General features: G+C 68.5%; 11 protein-coding genes and 1 pseudogene. 6 read left to right on the top strand and 6 right to left on the bottom strand.

The window, feature by feature from the left end; genetic code table 11:
• Positions 1–20 precede the first annotated feature (20 nt).
• Positions 21–971 (top strand): alpha/beta hydrolase, encoded by a 951-nt coding sequence (locus JEQ17_RS01355; protein WP_200393432.1) that lies wholly within the window; start codon positions 21–23, stop codon positions 969–971.
• 288 nt (positions 972–1,259) lie between these two features.
• Positions 1,260–2,243 (top strand): WD40 repeat domain-containing protein, encoded by a 984-nt coding sequence (locus JEQ17_RS01350; RefSeq protein WP_234047988.1) that lies wholly within the window; start codon positions 1,260–1,262, stop codon positions 2,241–2,243.
• A gap of 1,455 nt (positions 2,244–3,698) precedes the next feature.
• On the opposite strand, the gene JEQ17_RS01345 is transcribed toward JEQ17_RS01350, so the two are convergent.
• From JEQ17_RS01345 to JEQ17_RS01325, 6 genes and pseudogenes are all read right to left on the bottom strand, one after another.
• Positions 3,699–4,418: an SGNH/GDSL hydrolase family protein gene (locus JEQ17_RS01345; RefSeq protein ID WP_200393430.1), complete on the bottom strand. Its 720-nt coding sequence runs from the start codon at positions 4,416–4,418 to the stop codon at positions 3,699–3,701.
• The gene (locus JEQ17_RS01340) at positions 4,415–4,882 is read right to left on the bottom strand and encodes a cupin domain-containing protein (RefSeq protein ID WP_200393429.1); all 468 of its coding nucleotides are present in this window, start codon (positions 4,880–4,882) and stop codon (positions 4,415–4,417) included. The genes JEQ17_RS01345 and JEQ17_RS01340 overlap by 4 nt, the downstream gene beginning before the upstream one ends.
• Before the next feature lie 83 nt (positions 4,883–4,965).
• Positions 4,966–5,802 (bottom strand): AraC family transcriptional regulator, encoded by an 837-nt coding sequence (locus JEQ17_RS01335; protein WP_200393428.1) that lies wholly within the window; start codon positions 5,800–5,802, stop codon positions 4,966–4,968.
• 286 nt (positions 5,803–6,088) lie between these two features.
• Positions 6,089–6,344 (bottom strand): annotated as a pseudogene (locus JEQ17_RS51030) (IS630 family transposase); the annotation flags it as partial.
• A gap of 182 nt (positions 6,345–6,526) precedes the next feature.
• Positions 6,527–8,350 (bottom strand): RICIN domain-containing protein, encoded by a 1,824-nt coding sequence (locus tag JEQ17_RS01330; protein WP_200393427.1) that lies wholly within the window; start codon positions 8,348–8,350, stop codon positions 6,527–6,529.
• A gap of 95 nt (positions 8,351–8,445) precedes the next feature.
• Positions 8,446–11,088: a carbohydrate-binding protein gene (locus JEQ17_RS01325; protein WP_200393426.1), complete on the bottom strand. Its 2,643-nt coding sequence runs from the start codon at positions 11,086–11,088 to the stop codon at positions 8,446–8,448.
• A gap of 361 nt (positions 11,089–11,449) precedes the next feature.
• Here JEQ17_RS01325 and JEQ17_RS01320 point away from each other — a divergent pair, with 361 nt between their 5' ends.
• The 4 genes from JEQ17_RS01320 (at position 11,450) to JEQ17_RS01305 (ending at position 15,708) form a co-directional block, all read left to right on the top strand.
• Positions 11,450–12,490 (top strand): LacI family DNA-binding transcriptional regulator, encoded by a 1,041-nt coding sequence (locus JEQ17_RS01320; protein ID WP_200393425.1) that lies wholly within the window; start codon positions 11,450–11,452, stop codon positions 12,488–12,490.
• A gap of 127 nt (positions 12,491–12,617) precedes the next feature.
• Positions 12,618–13,859 (top strand): sugar ABC transporter substrate-binding protein, encoded by a 1,242-nt coding sequence (locus JEQ17_RS01315; RefSeq protein WP_200393424.1) that lies wholly within the window; start codon positions 12,618–12,620, stop codon positions 13,857–13,859.
• A 20-nt stretch (positions 13,860–13,879) separates the two neighbouring features.
• Positions 13,880–14,863: a carbohydrate ABC transporter permease gene (locus tag JEQ17_RS01310; RefSeq protein WP_200393423.1), complete on the top strand. Its 984-nt coding sequence runs from the start codon at positions 13,880–13,882 to the stop codon at positions 14,861–14,863.
• Positions 14,860–15,708: a carbohydrate ABC transporter permease gene (locus JEQ17_RS01305; RefSeq protein WP_200393422.1), complete on the top strand. Its 849-nt coding sequence runs from the start codon at positions 14,860–14,862 to the stop codon at positions 15,706–15,708. Before JEQ17_RS01310 ends, JEQ17_RS01305 begins: the two co-directional genes overlap by 4 nt.
• The last annotated feature ends 3 nt before the right edge of the window (positions 15,709–15,711 follow it).

Here is a 15,711-nt window from a genome sequence, read left to right as displayed (position 1 = left end):
TCCACCGAAAGGAACAGGCCATGGCACTCAGTCTGGATCCCGAAATCGCCGAGGCGCTGGCCCCGATGGCCGGCGCGATGGCGGACGCCACACCACCGGCAGTGGGGGACATCCCGGCGCGGCGCGCCATGTGGGAGCCCATCATCGGCGCTGCGGGAACGGCCCAACCGATCCCGGCCGACGTGAAGACCAGCGAGCACCACACGACCGCCGACGACGGCACACACATCAGAATGCGCTGGTACGTCAAGGACGGCGCCAAGCCCGGCCCGGCCGTGCTGTTCTTCCACGGCGGCGGATACATCTTCGGGCACATCGACCTGTTCGACGGCCCGGTCTCCCGCTACGTGTCCTCCAGCGGCGTGCCGATGCTGTCGGTCGAGTACCGCCGCGCCCCCGAGCACCCCTTCCCGACTCCGCTCGAAGACGCCTACACCGCACTGCGCTGGCTGCACGAGCACGCAGCCGAACTCGGCGTCGACGCCAACCGCATCGGCGTGATGGGCGACAGCGCCGGAGGCGGTATGGCCGCGGCACTGACGATCCTCGCCCGCGAGCGCGGCGGCCCGCGGATCGCCCGGCAGATCCTGCTCATGCCGATGCTCGACGACCGCACCACCACCCCCGATCCGCACATCGCGTCCTACGCGCTGTGGTCCTACGACGACAGCCTCACCGCATGGCCGGCCCTGCTCGGCGAGGCCGCAGGCGGGCCCGACGTCCCGGCCACGGCGGCCCCGGCCCGGCTCGGGGACGCGACCGGCCTGCCTCCGGCCTACATAGAGGTCGGCCAGCTCGACGTCTTCCGCGACGAGGACACCGCCTACGCGACCAAGCTCAGCCGCGCCGGCGTGCCGGTGGAGTTCCACCTCCACCCCGGCGCCCCGCACGAGTTCGACTCCATCGCCTTCGACTCCGACGTCGCGCGGCGTGCCATCGCCGATCGGGTCCGGGTCCTCAAGTCGATCTGAACCGCAACCACCGACCTGTTGTCACCCGACTCGGCCGGACGACTCTCAAGGCGAACCCCATCCGGCCCACTGGGGTAATTCCCGTGATGGCGTGGCCAGTTCACGGCTCTCTGTCCGTGACCTGTCACTCGGACCATGAGCATGTCCTCGACAGCAGCGACAGCAGCGACAGCAGCGACACTTTGCAAGTGAGCCATCCGTGTGGCCCCGGCCGCTGTCCCGCCGCGGGAGTCCCGTAAATTCCTGGCGAGGGGCCTGTCCAGGGTTCTTGGAATGGGGTGGTCGTCCATGACCGTGGAGTCGATACCGGTAGAGGCTGAGCCGAAAGCGCTGGTATGGCAAGGCGACGAACTGGTCTCCGGATGCGGTCGGCGCTGGGGCCGCGACGGGGTGGAGCGGACGGTGGCCTCCGCGTGGAGCTTTCCGTTCGACGCCGGGATCACCTCGGTCTCAGGGCCGTACTCCGCGGTGTACCAGGAACGTGGCATCGAGGGGGTGTTGCTCGAACGAGAACGGGTCGTGCGGGAGCTGAACCGCAGCGACTACCAGGCGGAGAACTACGACTACCCGCTCGCCCTGGGCGCATTGGGTGACGGGCGCGAGGTCGTCGTGCACTGCCCCGACGAGTACAACATGCTCGAGATCGAGGATGCGGCGAGTGGCGAGCGGCTGACCGCCGGCACGCGTGAGCCGAGGGACGTCTTCCACTCCAGGCTCAGCCTGAGCCCGGACGGCCGGTACCTGCTCGCGGTCGGATGGTTTTGGCATCCCTTCGGGGTCGCCATGGTCTACGACACGGCGCTCGCGCTCACCGACCCCGCAACTCTGGACGGCGAGGGTCTGCTGCCGACAGAGGCGGTCATGAACGGCGAGGTGACAGCGGGCTGCTGGCTCGACGGCGATCGGCTGGTACTGGCGACGGGGGGCGAAGGGCGAAGCGGCGAAGAGGATTCCACGCTTCCGGCTCGCCACCTCGGTGTGTGGTCGGTGTCCGAGGGACGGTGGCTCCACCGCAACCTGATCGCCGATGCCGAGCCGGGTGTCCTGCTCCTGCCCCGCGGCGATCACGTGATCTCACTCCTCGGCCACCCGCGACTGCTCGACACGGCTACCGGGCGCCTCGTTGCGGAATGGCCCGAGGTCGGCGTACCCGTCAAGGCCACATGCTTCGGCGTCACCCACATCCCCTCTCCCGTGGCCGCCCTCCACCCCGACGGCACCCGGCTGGCCATCGCACAGGCAGAAAGCATCGCCCTCATCACGCTCCCGTGATCCAGCTCGCTGCCCGAAGCGTGATCGTGCCCATCCAAACCCGGACGTGCCCATCCGCTGCGCAATCTCAACGGAACCTGCTGTCGCAGCCGCCGTGACTGGCGAATGCGCAGGTCACGAGATCCATTGCCAACAGAAGCGCGGATGTGCCAAGCCACTGCCGACGAACTCCCTTTGTTGCCAACGGAGTCGCGGATCCTGGACCTACGCCCTGTACGACCGCGAGGTGGGCGGGCGCAACGAGTACGAGGGCGGCTGTACAGCGGTCTGCCTGCCGGGCGGGCCGGGCCGTGCCGACCCGGCAGAAGAGGCTCTCTGACTGGCGTGCCCACGGCGGCAGCTGGGAGTGCGCGGTGTTCCGCTGGCCCCGTCGGCCCGGGGCATCGACCTGTGGCAGCAGCGCAGCGTCGAGGAAGTCGCCGCGCTCGCCCCACATGCTGCCCGGGCCGCCGCGGTCGGTCTGCCGCTGGGCATGGTGCCCGATCCGGACCTCGCGGCGGCCGCACAGAAGTTGATGGATGCGTGCCTGGAGGACCAGAGCGAGGCGGCGGTGCAGGAGACCATCAGGGGCTTGCGGGCGGTGTTCTACGGGACGGCCCCGCAGCCGCCCACGACCTTGACCCCCGCCGTCAGGGCAGGGGTTGCAGGTCGTCGTCGCTGTCGGCGACCCTCCATCTGCTGCTCGATCTTCCGGGCGATCCCCATCAGTTCGAGGGCTTCGCGGCGCAGGTCGCTGGCGCGCTCGCGCAGCTGCTTGACGCGCTGGCGCTGCGGTAGATCCCCTGGATCCTGCAGGTCGCGGAAATCGCGGGTGCGGCAGATCCCGCTCCTAAGAGATCGCGCGGATAGGCGATTGCGGGTTGTTCTGTGTCATCGGCCCGTTCGACTGCGGATGGTGATGCCCGCTGCGTCAAGCAGACGGGTGACGTGGGTGGCGCTGATGTTGAAACGCTTGGCCGGCTGAGGGGTGGTGGCGCCGTTCGAGTAGGCGTCGATGATTGTGGCGATCTCTCTCCTGTGGGCTGAGGCGGCTTTGACGGATCGGGGGGCGCAGGGAAGCACCTGCCTCGATCAGGAGGTCCCGGATGACTCCGCGGGAAAGTGCAGTTGCCGGGCGAGTTCGCTGATTGAGGCGCTGTGGTGTTGTTCGTAGCGGTAGCGGACTTCGGCGGCGAGAGCGGGCCGGTTCAACTGCCGGGTGTTGAAGTACTTGGACTGTGCCTACTGGTGGACTCTCGTAATCAACTGTCGCCAGTTCCCCGTGGAACCCAACCTGCCGGTGGTCTTGAGCGATCCCCAGCGGCGTATCGGCTCCAGGTCCCGCCGGTCTCGTTGAGCAGGCGGGTAGTGGTTTTGTCGTGGTAGCCGAGAGCGTTCGAGATGGTGCGGTCGTCGTCGCCCCCCCGGTAGGGGTGGGAACCGAATACGCAGGAAAGGGGCCGCCGCCGGAACCGGCTACGTGCTCCGGGCCGGCAGAAAGGTGTCGATGACCTCGGCGACAAGGGCGGCGCCGCGGCTGTTCTGGTGGATGTGGTCGGTCGTGAGCACAAGACCTCGGCGCCGCGAGATCGTGTCGAGGCTGCGGCGCAGCACGACGTGCCGGGCGAGGACGCTGGCGCCCGCCACGGGCGTCAGCTCCCGGTACGGGATCGGGGGCGGGTCCGCTTGGCGTAGTTCCTCGATCTGGCGTTCGTGGAGCGGAAGGTAGGTCGCCGCGTTGGTGGTGGCAATCTCGGCGATCATCCGGCTGTACGCCTGCGATGCCTGCGCCGCTGCTCCGTCGAGTTGTTGGCCGAGGACCGGGAGCGACAGCAGACCGATCGTTGCGCCGGTCTCCGTTCGCAGCCGTTCGACGATGGTTCCCAGGCACTGCTGGAACCAGCCGGCCGATGGGCGCTCGGGGAGTTGTTTGCGCTTCATGGCCCGCTCGATGGGGTAGCCGGCGAGGCTCGCTCGGGCGTCGTTGGTCCCGATCAACACGGTGATCACGTCGGGTGGGTCCGCGACGACGGCATCGAGGCGCCGCGAGAGGTTGTAGGCGAAGTCGCCGTTGGCGCCGAAGCGGGCGAGCCGTACATCGCCGGGAGGGTGGCGTCGTTCGAGAAGGTCCAGGTAGTCGACGCTGAGCTGTGCGCGGGTGAGGCTGTCGCCGAGGCACGCGACGCGTGTCGTCACGGTGCTTGGGGGCCGGACGTGCCGACGTGCTCGGTCGGGCGGGTGTCGGTCCGGGGACGGTGGTCGGTGCCGAGGCCGGCGGTGATGGTCAGGATGGACGCCGGCCCCGCCATGTCGACCGCGTGCCATGCCCCGGCCGGGTTGACTGTGGCTTCGCCCGGCCCGAGCACAACGCGGTCGGGCACCCCGTCCACGTCGCGGGTGACCGTCACCGACCCGCTGAGGCAGACGACCAGTTCGTCGCCGGCGGGGTGGCGCTCCCAATGGTCGCCGAGGCCGTCGCCATCGAAGATCGTCACCATCCGGCCCTCGACGCCGTCCGCCGCGACCGCGTCGCTGTAGGCCTGGAGCACCTCCGGGTCCCAGGCGAAGCCCTCGACGGGGTTCGCTCTCGATCCCAGCCCGAGGTGCACGGGGGTGGTCCGCAGGTCGATGGCGTTGCGTTCGTGGTTGACGAGTCTCATGCCGACGATCGTCACAGGACAGCGACCGGGTGGTCTTGAAGGAAAGGGAACGGAAGCCGACGCGACGGACAGCCGGGCGGCGACTACCCGGTCCCGAGAAGGACTTCGCCGCGACGCCAGACCGTCGGTGATCGGCCCGTGAACTCGCGCCAGTCCCGAACGAGATGGGCCTGGTCGGCGTAGCCGGAGACGGTCGCCACATCGGCCCACGGGAGCGGGTCGTGCGCCGTCGCCAGTTCGTGCGCGTGCTCGAAGCGCAGAACTCGGGCGAAGGTCTTCGGCGACAGGCCCACCTCACCGCGAAACCGCTCGGTGAGGTACCGACGGCTCCAGCCCAGTTCTGCGGCCACCGCCCCAACCTGGACGCGGCCCCGCGCGGCGACGAGGCGGCGCCAGGCCTCGGCCACCTCGGGGCGCACCCGGGGCATGCGGTCGACGCCGGCGCCGCGGCCGACGGCTCGCAGGAGCAACTCGTCCAGCACGGCGAACCGCGCGGCCCAGGTCGTCACCGCGCGGAGCCGGTCGACCAGCTCGATGCCAAGCGCACCGAGAAGCTCGTCAAGTGGGACCAGCCGGTGGGCGAGCTCGGCGGCGGGCATGCCGTAGACGGCCCGAGCCCCGAGCGGTGTCAGCGACACCTGCACGCCTTGCTGGCGTCCGTCGTGGTGGATCGCGACGGACCGGCACATCAGACCGCCGGCCACGCTGCTGAATCGGGTGACCGGTGACCCGTCGTCAACGCCCGCCGCCACCTCCAAAGGGCCGGACAGGGTGATCACCGCAGTGAGCACGTGGCCCGGCGGACCGCAGTGCACCCCCGCCGGGAACCCGCGAAGGTCGAAACCGACATACGAGCTGACGTACCGCCGCAAGGCGGGCGCCGGACGTGCCTCGCTCCTGATGGTCGTATGGTCCTCCACCCTTGTCAGTGTATGAACCGGCGGTCTCGGTACTGGTACAGCCGTTGGCGCTGAGGGGGTGGGTCAGACATGAGAGCGGGCGGTGCGGTAGGCCCCTGGCAGCGGCGCGGCCCTGCCATCCACCGCTCGGTTCCACCGAGCAATCCGCAATGAGTGCCTGCGGTCACCTTCGCGGCAAGCCACCGAAAACTTTGCGTAGCCCACAAAGGCGGGGCAGTACGGTCGTTGAGGGGCATCCGGTGTTCCACCACGTCCCCGACGTTACATAATTGGGTGAGGGCGGCCGGAGCTCTTTCTCCAGCTCGGCGAACTGACCGTCGCACAGTTTCGGAAGTCTCGGCGGATCCGTGGAGGCGAGAGCATCTCTCTGGCCTCCCGTCAGGCACGCCGGAGGCGTTCCAGCGAACGCTCACTGACCCGCAGATCCTTCGCGATCACCGCGGATCTCCCACGCGGGCGAACCGCTCGCTCGCCTCGTACCGAATCCGCTTGCGCAACCGCCGCCGCTCGGCGGTCGGTCCGGCACCCTGTGCGTACCGCACAACACCGGCCTGAGCAGGGATCAGCACACCTCACCCCCGACAACACTCCGAAGAGATCAGTGGGTACGCCCGTCTGCGGCGTTGCCGTCGGGGATCCATCTGGATCCGAGCAGCGGCGGCGAGATGCCCGATGCCTGCCGTCTGCTCACCGGGTGCGTCGGTGAGCAGGGGCAGGCGAAGTCTCAGGCTTTGCCGTGGAGTCGCCAGATCTGGTTCTTCTTGGTGCCGAGGGCGCTCGCGGGGTCGCAGGTCCACTGGTGGATCAGGGCCCGTGGCTGGGTGGAGACGTTGGAGACGTCGACGCACTTGCCGCTGTGCGCGGCGACGAGTTGGTAGTCGTGGCTGTTGCCGAGCGCGCTGACCGGATTGAGGGTGAACATCTGGTTGGTCTGGCCGTTGCACGTGTACTGGGTGATCGCGGCGCCGTCGGCCGTGGAGGCGGCAGCGACGTCCAGGCACTTGCCGCTGTGCTCGTTGACGACGGCGTAGGTGTTCGGCCGGCCGGCGACCGGCTTGAGGTCGAGCATCTGCTGGTAGCCGCCCTCGCAGTAGTACTGCTGGTACTGGGTGCCGTTGGCGGTGCTGAGGTCGGTGTCGTCCAGGCACTGGCCACTGTTCTGGCTGACGGCGACCGTGGACACGGTGGTGTTGGACGGCGGCAGCAAGGTGACGGTGTAGCCATCCTTGGCGTTCGACCAGGGGATGGACAGTGAGGCGGAGTTCCCGTTCACTGAAAGGGCGGTATCGGTGACGGTCTCCGGACCCGACACCGCCGTCCCGTTGTTGTACGGGACGCGCTGGACGACCACGCGCACTCGACTGTTCTCCACCACCGAAGTGGTGTTGAGCCCGGTGAGGTTGACCGTGACCGTGCCGGTGTTGCCGTTGCTGCCGAGCAGCAGCTTGGCGTTCCTGGCCGAGTTGTCCTTGGTGGCCAGGCCGTCGGTGCCGGTGCCCGGGACCAGGTTGACGATGCTGCCCGTCTGGGAGCCGTAGTAGCGGTACATGAACCACTCGCCGAGCGGCACGTACTGGCCGGCGCTGTTCCTGGTCAGGAGGTTGGCCGCGTAGTCGTGCAGGTTGCGGCCCGATGCCCAGTTGGCGCGCAGTCCGTCGGCTCCGGCTCGTTCCAGGCGGCCGATGTACCAGGCGCCTCCGCCCGGGTGCTGCATGTCGAGAGGGGCGTACTCGTTGATCTGGTAGGGGCGGGTGTTGGTCAACCCGGCCGCGGCGAGGGTCGAGTCGGCTCGGCCGACGTCGGCGACCGGGTCGCCCGGCAGGTCGTGCCAACTCCAGATGTCCGGGGCGACGTTGTTGGTCCTCGCGTGGGTGAGGAAGGTCGTCCACCAACCGTTGGAGGAGTTCGGCTGCCTCGCGGTGCTGGGGCCGACGATGAGCTGGTTGGGGAATGCGGCCCGCACTCGGGCGTGGAACCGTGACCACATCTGCAGGTACTGGCTCTGCGGGGCGCCCCAGAAGATGCTGAGGTCGGGTTCGTTCCACAGGTCCCACTGGACGGTCATGTTGTTGGCGCGTACGTCGCTGATGAGTTGGGTGACGAAGTTGTCGAACTTGGTCCAGTCACCGTTGTCACCGGGCCAGCCCTGGCTGGTGGTGCCGTCGGCGCCCCACAGGTCGTGGGGGAGCAGGACGAACGTGCCGCCGAGGGCGACGGTGCGTTTGTACTGGGCCAGGGTGGCGTTCCAGCGGGTCTGGTAGGCGGCGAGGCTGGTGGCGTAGCCGCCGTTGTCGAGCTGGGCACCACCGGCTCGCATGTAGTGCCACTTGATGTCCTTGAAGAAGTGGTCCTGGGGGAGCGAGCCGTCCGGGCTCATCCCGTAGATGATTCCGGAGGCACGGTGGGCGGGGGCGCCGCCTGCGGTGGCGAAGTCCACCGTGACGCTGGTGTCGGCGGCGTGCGCGGTGGTGGCGGGCAGCAGGCTCGCGGCAACGGTCGCAAGGAGGACGGCGGTTCTGGTCAGCAGGCGTGGTGAACGCAGGTGCATGAGCGGCTCTCCCGGGTCTCGGGGGTGTTCCCGGGCCGTCCGTGGCCCGGGCGAAGGAGGGGCCCGGGCCACCGGCGGCCCGGGCCGTCGCCGGGCTACTTCTCTGCGAGCGGGGTGACGCGGATCCTGTCGATGACCGGCGCGTACGGGGAACGCTGGTCGTACTGGTTGTAGGTGTCGCCGTTGAAGTCGGGCAGCTCCTCCGCCGTGAACGTGAGCCGGTTCGTGCCCTTCTTCAGCGTTACCGGGACGGTCAGCTCCCAGAAGTTGTTGAAGTGGAAGGTGGTCGGGAAGAGCACCCTGCGGGCCGGTCCGCCGTTGACGGAGAGGTCGGTGTGGCGGGCGATCGGGTCGGGGTTGTAGTGGGTGGCGGGCGCCTGTTCGGCGTTGGAGTAGCGGATGGTCACGGCATGCCGTCCCGCCCGCTTGGCGTCGACGTCGACGGTGAGGGCGTTGGCTTTGCCGTCGCCGACTGCCGTGACCGCCTTGCCTCCGGAGGCGAAGGTGTAGGCGTCGGTCACTTTGGCGGCGCCTGTAAGGGTGCCTTCCTCCGCCTGGTACACCTTGGTCGGCAGGGTGCCGCTGGACGGGGCGACCCGGAGCCGGTCGAGGGTCAGTTGGCCCGAGGCACCGGTGACGGTGATTTTGTTGATGCCGCCGGACAGGAACATCCGGACCCGGTCGGTGCCCTTCTTGTCCCCTCCGACCTTGGGGACGTCGAGCTTCTCGCCGTTGAGGGAGAGGTTCGCCCTGCCGCCGCCCAAGTGGTCGACGGACACGGTCGATTCACCGTCGGTGGGGGAGTGGACCCAGAAGGTGGCGGTGTCGCCCTTGGCCAGCGGCACCGCGCCGGGGCCCGAGGCACCGGGGCGCGTGTAGCTGGGCCGGGTTCCGGAGAGTGTGGCGTACTCGGCCTCGTAGACCGCAGGAGCGGTCACGTTCTTGTCCCGCAGCGCGAGGTCGACCTTGTCGATGATGGCGTCGCCCTTGGTGACACCCAGATCAGGGTCCTTCGCGGCGAGCGTGATCCGGTGCTTGCCCGCGGTGAGCTTCACCGTGGTGTCGGTGTGCCCCCAGACCACCCACTTGTAGCCGAGCGGCAGCCGCAGTTCCTGCGGGTCCTCGCCGTCGACACGCAGGAAGACGTTGGTGGGCCCCTGCTCCTTCACCAGGTCGTACAGGTTGTAGGAGTTGGCGAACACGCTCAGGTCGTACGTACCGTCCTGCGGCACTTCCACGTCGAAGGCGAGGACACCGTCGGAGCCGGTGCGCAGACCGCCGACGTTGTACGCGCCGGAGGTCGCGAAACCGCCCACGTTGGAGGGCGTTCCCTCGGGGCCGTTCTTCGAGTAACCGCCGCCGGTGTAGGAGGCGTTCTCCGCCTCGTAGGTCTTGCGCCAGCCGGCGGAGGGTTCGGCCTGCGTGCCGCCCTTCCCGCCGGGGGAGAGGATGACCTGGTACGCCGACATCTCGTTCATGCCGGCCATCGGCAGAGTCACGGCACCGTCCGTGCCGACCACGAGTTCCCGGTCGGCCAGTCGCAGCGGCTGGGCCGAGTCGCCGACCTGCCCGGTCCACGGGATCTCCTGGACGGTGGCGTGCACGGTCCTGCCGAACAGCTTGCGATCGATGTTCTTGAAGACGACGTCCGCGTCACCGCTCTTGCCGCCGAAGATCGCCCGGGACTGCCTCTTGTCCTTGTCGAGGGTGGCGACACCCTGGAGCGTGTACTGCTGGTTGGGGTGAGGGGCGGTCACCTGCACCGTGTGGCCGGACATCTGCCCGTAGGCGTTGAACAGCCACCACTGGCCGTTGCCCTTGTTGGCCTCGACGGCCGAGTCGTTGAGGTTGCCGTCGATGTTCCAGTACGCCAGGTCGGCGTCGATCTTGGATTCCTCGATCGCGGAGACCCATTGGACGACCTGGCCGGGGACGGAGAGGTGGTAGTTGTGGCCGTACTCGTTGACGTTGATCGGCAGCGGGCCGACACCGACGTCCTTCTCCATCTGCCGGTACTTCGCCACGTTCGTGCGGACCGCGGCGGGCGACGACAGCTCGTGCCAGGTCATCACGTCCGGGACCACGTCGTTGGCCTTGGCGTACTGGAGGAAGCCCTTGACCTGGTCGTAGAGGATGCTGGTGTTGGGGCCGGCGATGCGGGCGTCCGGGTCGAGGCCCTTGATGAGGTGGTAGACCTCCTTCCAGGCCGCGAAGTACTCCTTCGGGTCGTTCAGCCAGGAGACCTTGTCGTAGCTCCACTCGCCGGTGCCGAACATGTTCCCTTCGGGTTCGTTGAAGGGGACGTAGACGACGTGGTCCTTGTAGTCGTCCATGGTCAGGACCTGCTGGACCTGCTTCTTGATCTTCTCCTTGAAGTCGGCGAGCCGCGCCGGACCGTCGGCCCCCGGCCACTGGTACGGGAAGCCGCGGTAGATGTCGGTCATGTAGATGTAGACGTCCTTGCCGCCGGAGTCCACGAACGGCGGCAGCATCTCCAGGGCGTCCGCGCCCGGGTGCTGGGGCCCGTCCTGTGCCTTGGTCGACACTGTGCGGACGTGCATGCCCTCGAGGACGTTGCGGCTGGGCACGCCGTCGCCGTAGACGCCGTAGAGCGATCCGGAGGCGCCGCCGTGGAAGGCGCCCGTGTCGGTGGCGAGGTCGATGGTGAGTTGTTCCGGTTCCGCGGCGCGGGCCGTGCCGGCCGTGGGCACGGCGAGGAGGGCGGCGAGGGCTGCCACGGCTGTGGCACCCGCGCCGGCTGTTCGTCTGTTGCGTCTGCGTCGCACTGAGGTCTCCGTGTGGTGGATCCGTCCCGTACGTGATGTGAACCGGTTCGACGGCTGTGGAGCAGGGCGGACCTGGAACGGTGCGGCCTGGAGTGAGGGGATCTGGTGGTCCCGTGCGGCTCTGTCGAACCGGTTCGCCGGAAGCTAACACCGCCGGAATCGGCCCAGCAATACCTCCGACGCACATTGGACAACGGACTTCACGAAGTGTGCGCGGGGCATTGACACCCGCGCGGAGTCCTCTTAACTTCCCATCACGCGAACCGGTTCGACAGAACGGTCCGCTTTCGAACCGGTTCGAAGAAGGAGTGCCGTGAACATCGGTGAGATCGCCCGGCGGGCCGGTGTCTCGCGGAGCACCGTCTCGTACGCACTGAGCGGAAAGCGCCAGGTGTCGGACGAGACCCGGCGGAAGATCCAGCGGGTCATCGACGAACTGGGCTACCGGCCCAACGCCAGCGCGCGTGCCCTGGCCAACGGCCGCACCAGCACCATCGGCCTGGTCTTCCCGCCGGCCGGCAACCACTACACCGGAATGCAGCTCGACTTCATCGGCAGTGTGGTGGAGGCTGCGGCCGCCCGGGACTACGACGTGCTGCTCTCCCCGAGCGGCGTGGACAGCGACCGCTCGTTCCAGCGCCTGCTGGCCGAACGGCGGGTCGACGGCGCGATCCTGATGGAGATCAGGCTCCAGGACGACCGGGTCGATCACCTGGTCGCCGAGAACTTCCCCGCGGTCTGCATCGGCCGGACCGCGCACCCTGACGGTGACTGGTGGGTCGGCCTGGACCACGCCCGGCTGGTGGAGGCCTGTGTCCACCATCTCGCCGACCTGGGCCATCGCAGGATCGCCTTCGTGAACCGGCCCGAACACCTGCTACGGGCCGGATACGAGTCGGCGCACCGCGGCTTCGACGGCTTCACGAAGGCGGCCGCCGAGCGAGGGCTCACCGTACGCTCGTACTGCTGCGGCGACGACGCTCCCTCGGGTCAGGGCTGTCTGGAGCGGATCCTGCACGACGACCCGGCCACCACCGCACTGGTCACCCTGAACGAGGCCGCTCTCGGCGGTCTGTACCGGGGCCTGTCCGTGGCGGGCCGCCATGTTCCGCGCGACTTCTCCGTCACCGGTGTCGTGGCCGGCCGGTGGGCGGAGACCGTAACCCCGCAGCTCACGGCGGCGGACGTGCCAGCGGAGGAGATGGGACGCCTCGCCGTCGAACTGCTCGTCGAACGGCTCGGCCGGCCCGACGCCCCGCCCCGCCACCACCTGCTCGCGCCGCCCATCTCCCTTCGGGCCAGCACCGGGCCCGCCCACCTGCGCACGGAGCCCGCTTCCGGCTCCGACGACTGACACCCCGACTCCCCTTATCTCAGCGGCCTTTGCAGACCATCCGCCGCCCTTCACCGGCCCTGCCCGGCCGGCTGCTCCTCGACTGCTTCTTCGGCATGCCCTTGCCGAAAACACAAAGGAACGTGCCATGAACGGATTCACCGGACGGCGGCTCACGGCCGCGGCCCTGACCGTCGTCGCCCTCACCACGGGCACCGCCGCCTGTTCGTCCGGCGGCAGTTCGTCCGCGAAGGGCGAGGACAACGGCACCTACACGATCTGGGACCCGTACCCGCAGTTCGCCAAGGGCTCGGCGTGGGCGAAGCTGCTCGACAGTTGCGGCAGCAAGGCGGGCGTCAAGATCAAGCGGACCGCCTTCGACACCAGCGACCTGACGAACAAGGTGCTCCTGGCCGCCCAGCAGGACAACTCCCCGGACGTGCTCATCGTCGACAACCCCGTGGTGTCGACCCTGGCCGAGGCCGGTGTCCTGACCACCACCGACGACAACAAGCTGGACACCTCGAAGGCCGACCCCAACCTGCTCGCGGCCGGCCAGTCCGGCGGGAAGACGTACGGCACGCCCATCGGTGCCAACACCCTGGCCCTCTACTACAACAAGGACGTCCTCAAAGCGGCGGGCGTCGACGTCTCCTCCATCAAGGACTGGAAGTCGCTGACGGCAGCGCTGGACAAGGTGAAGAAGGCCGGCAAGAAAGGCATCACCTTCTCCGCGATCGGCACCGAGGAAGGCAGCTTCCAGTTCCTGCCCTGGTTCTGGGGATCGGGAGCCAAGCTCACCGAACTCGACTCCGCCCAGGGCGAGTCGGCGCTGGCCCTGTGGAGCGACTGGCTGAAGAAGGGCTACGCGCCCAACTCGGTCATCAACAACACCCAGACCACCAGCTGGCAGGAGTTCGCCACCGGCGACTACGCCTTCGCCGAGAACGGCACCTGGCAGCTCGCCAACGCCGAGAAGTCCGGCTTCGACTACGGCGTCCTCCCCATCCCGGCCTCCGCGGGTGGCAATGCCGCGGCACCTACCGGCGGCGAGTTCGTCACCCTCCCCGTCCAGGGCGACACCGGCCGCTACACCACCGCCCAGAAGCTGGTGACCTGCCTGACCAGCACCGACAACCTGTACGCCACCGACACCACCCTCTCCTACGTGGCCCCCACCACCGAGGTCCAGGACAAGCAGGTCGCCGCCGACGCCAAGCTCAAGCCCTGGGTCGAGGCGGTCAAGGCCGCCAGGGGCCGCACCAGTGACGACCTCGGCACCAAGTACCCCAAGATCTCCGAGCAGATGTGGAAGGCCGTCCAGTCCGCGCTCAGCGGAGCCAAGTCACCCAAGGACGCGCTCTCCGCGGCCCAGGACGCCGTCAAGTAGCCGAAGCCCAGGGGCTGTTGATGAACCGCACGACACACCCGCCGGACCGCCGGGCCACGCTCGACCGGACCGGGGCGGCCACCGCCGCCCCACCCACGGACCGCACCGCGCCACGCCGCCGCCCGACCTCCCAGCAGTGGGCCGCCTGGGCCTTCCTCGCCCCGGTCACCCTCTACCTCGTCCTCTTCTACGCCTATCCCCTCTACCGCAACCTCGACCTGAGCCTGCGCAACTACACCGTCCGCTCCTTCGTCCAGGGCGACGCGCCCTTCACCGGCCTCAAGAACTACGAAACCGTCTTCCAGGACCCGACCTTCGGCCCCGCCCTGGCACACACCGTGACGTTCACCGCCGTCTGCCTGCTCTTCCAGTACGCCATCGGCCTGGCCCTCGCGGTCTTCTTCCACCAGCACTTCCGGCTCTCCGCGACCCTGCGCGCCCTGTTCCTGGTGCCCTGGCTGCTGCCACTCATCGTGTCGGCCTCCACCTGGTCGTGGATGCTCAACAGCGACTCGGGCATCGTCAACTCCGTCCTGAACGCCGTCGGCATCGACTCCGTGAACTGGCTGACGTCACCGGAATGGTCGCTGACCTCGGTGATCATCGCCAACATCTGGATCGGCGTCCCGTTCAACCTCGTCGTGCTCTACAGCGGACTGCAGTCGATTCCCGGCAGCCTGTACGAGGCGGCCGCCCTCGACGGCGCGGGTGCCTGGCGGCGCTTCTGGAACATCACCTTCCCGCTCCTGCGCCCGGTGTCCGCCATCACCCTGCTGCTGGGCCTCGTCTACACGCTCAAGGTCTTCGACATCATCTGGATCATGACCAAGGGCGGCCCGGCGGACTCGTCCACCACCTTCGCCACCTGGTCCTACCAACTCGGCTTCGGCAACCTGCTGCCCGCCTTCGGCCCCGGCGCGGCCGTCGGCAACCTGCTCGTCGTCGCCGCCCTGGCCTTCGGCCTGGTGTACCTGAGGGTCCAGCGAAAGCAGTACGCCTCATGACGACCGCTATCACGCCCCGCCCCGCACACCGGGTACGCGGCACCTGGTGGAAGACCGTGACCGGTCTCGTCCTCACGGCCGTCATGCTCTTCCCGGTCTACTGGATGCTCAACGTGTCCTTCACCCGCGAACAGGACATGCGCAAGAGCCCGCCCGGCCTGTTCCCCGTCCACGGCACGCTGGAGGGCTATCGCGCCGTCGTGGACCAGCAGTTGCCCTACCTCGGCACCAGTCTCGTCGTCGGCCTGGGCACCGTCGCGCTCACCGTGGCGCTGGCCGCACCCGCCGGCTACGCGCTGGCCAAGCTGCGTCCACGCGGCGGCGGCGTGCTCAGCTTCCTCTTCCTGGTCGCCCAGATGATCCCCGGCATCATCATGGCGATGGGCTTCTACGCCATCTACCTCAGCCTCGGACTCCTTCAGTCCGTGCCCGGCCTGATCGTCGCCGACTCCACCCTGGCCGTCCCGTTCGCCGTCCTGATCTTCACCGCGTTCATGTCGGGCATCCCCGAGGAACTGCTCCAGGCCGCGAAGACGGACGGCGCCGGCCCTCTGCGCACCTTCTGGTCGATCGTGCTGCCCATGAGCCGCAACGCCGTCGTCACCGTCTCGCTGTTCGCGTTCCTGTGGTCCTGGTCCGACTTCGTCTTCGCCAGCACGCTCGCGAGCGGCGGCGCCCACCAGCCGATCACCCTCGGCATCTACCAGTACATCGGCAACAACAACCAGGAGTGGAACGCCATCATGGCCACCGCCGTCGTGGCCTCGCTGCCCGCCGCGGTGATCCTCGTCCTCGCCCAGCGCTATGTCGCCGCCGGAGTGACTGCCGGAGCCGTGAAGGACTGACCG

It is taken from the genome of Streptomyces liliifuscus, assembly GCF_016598615.1.
Taxonomy (GTDB): Bacteria; Actinomycetota; Actinomycetes; order Streptomycetales; family Streptomycetaceae; genus Streptomyces; species Streptomyces liliifuscus.
The sequence above is the reverse complement of the archived record's forward strand: the minus strand, read 5'-3'. Positions and strand labels throughout refer to the sequence as shown.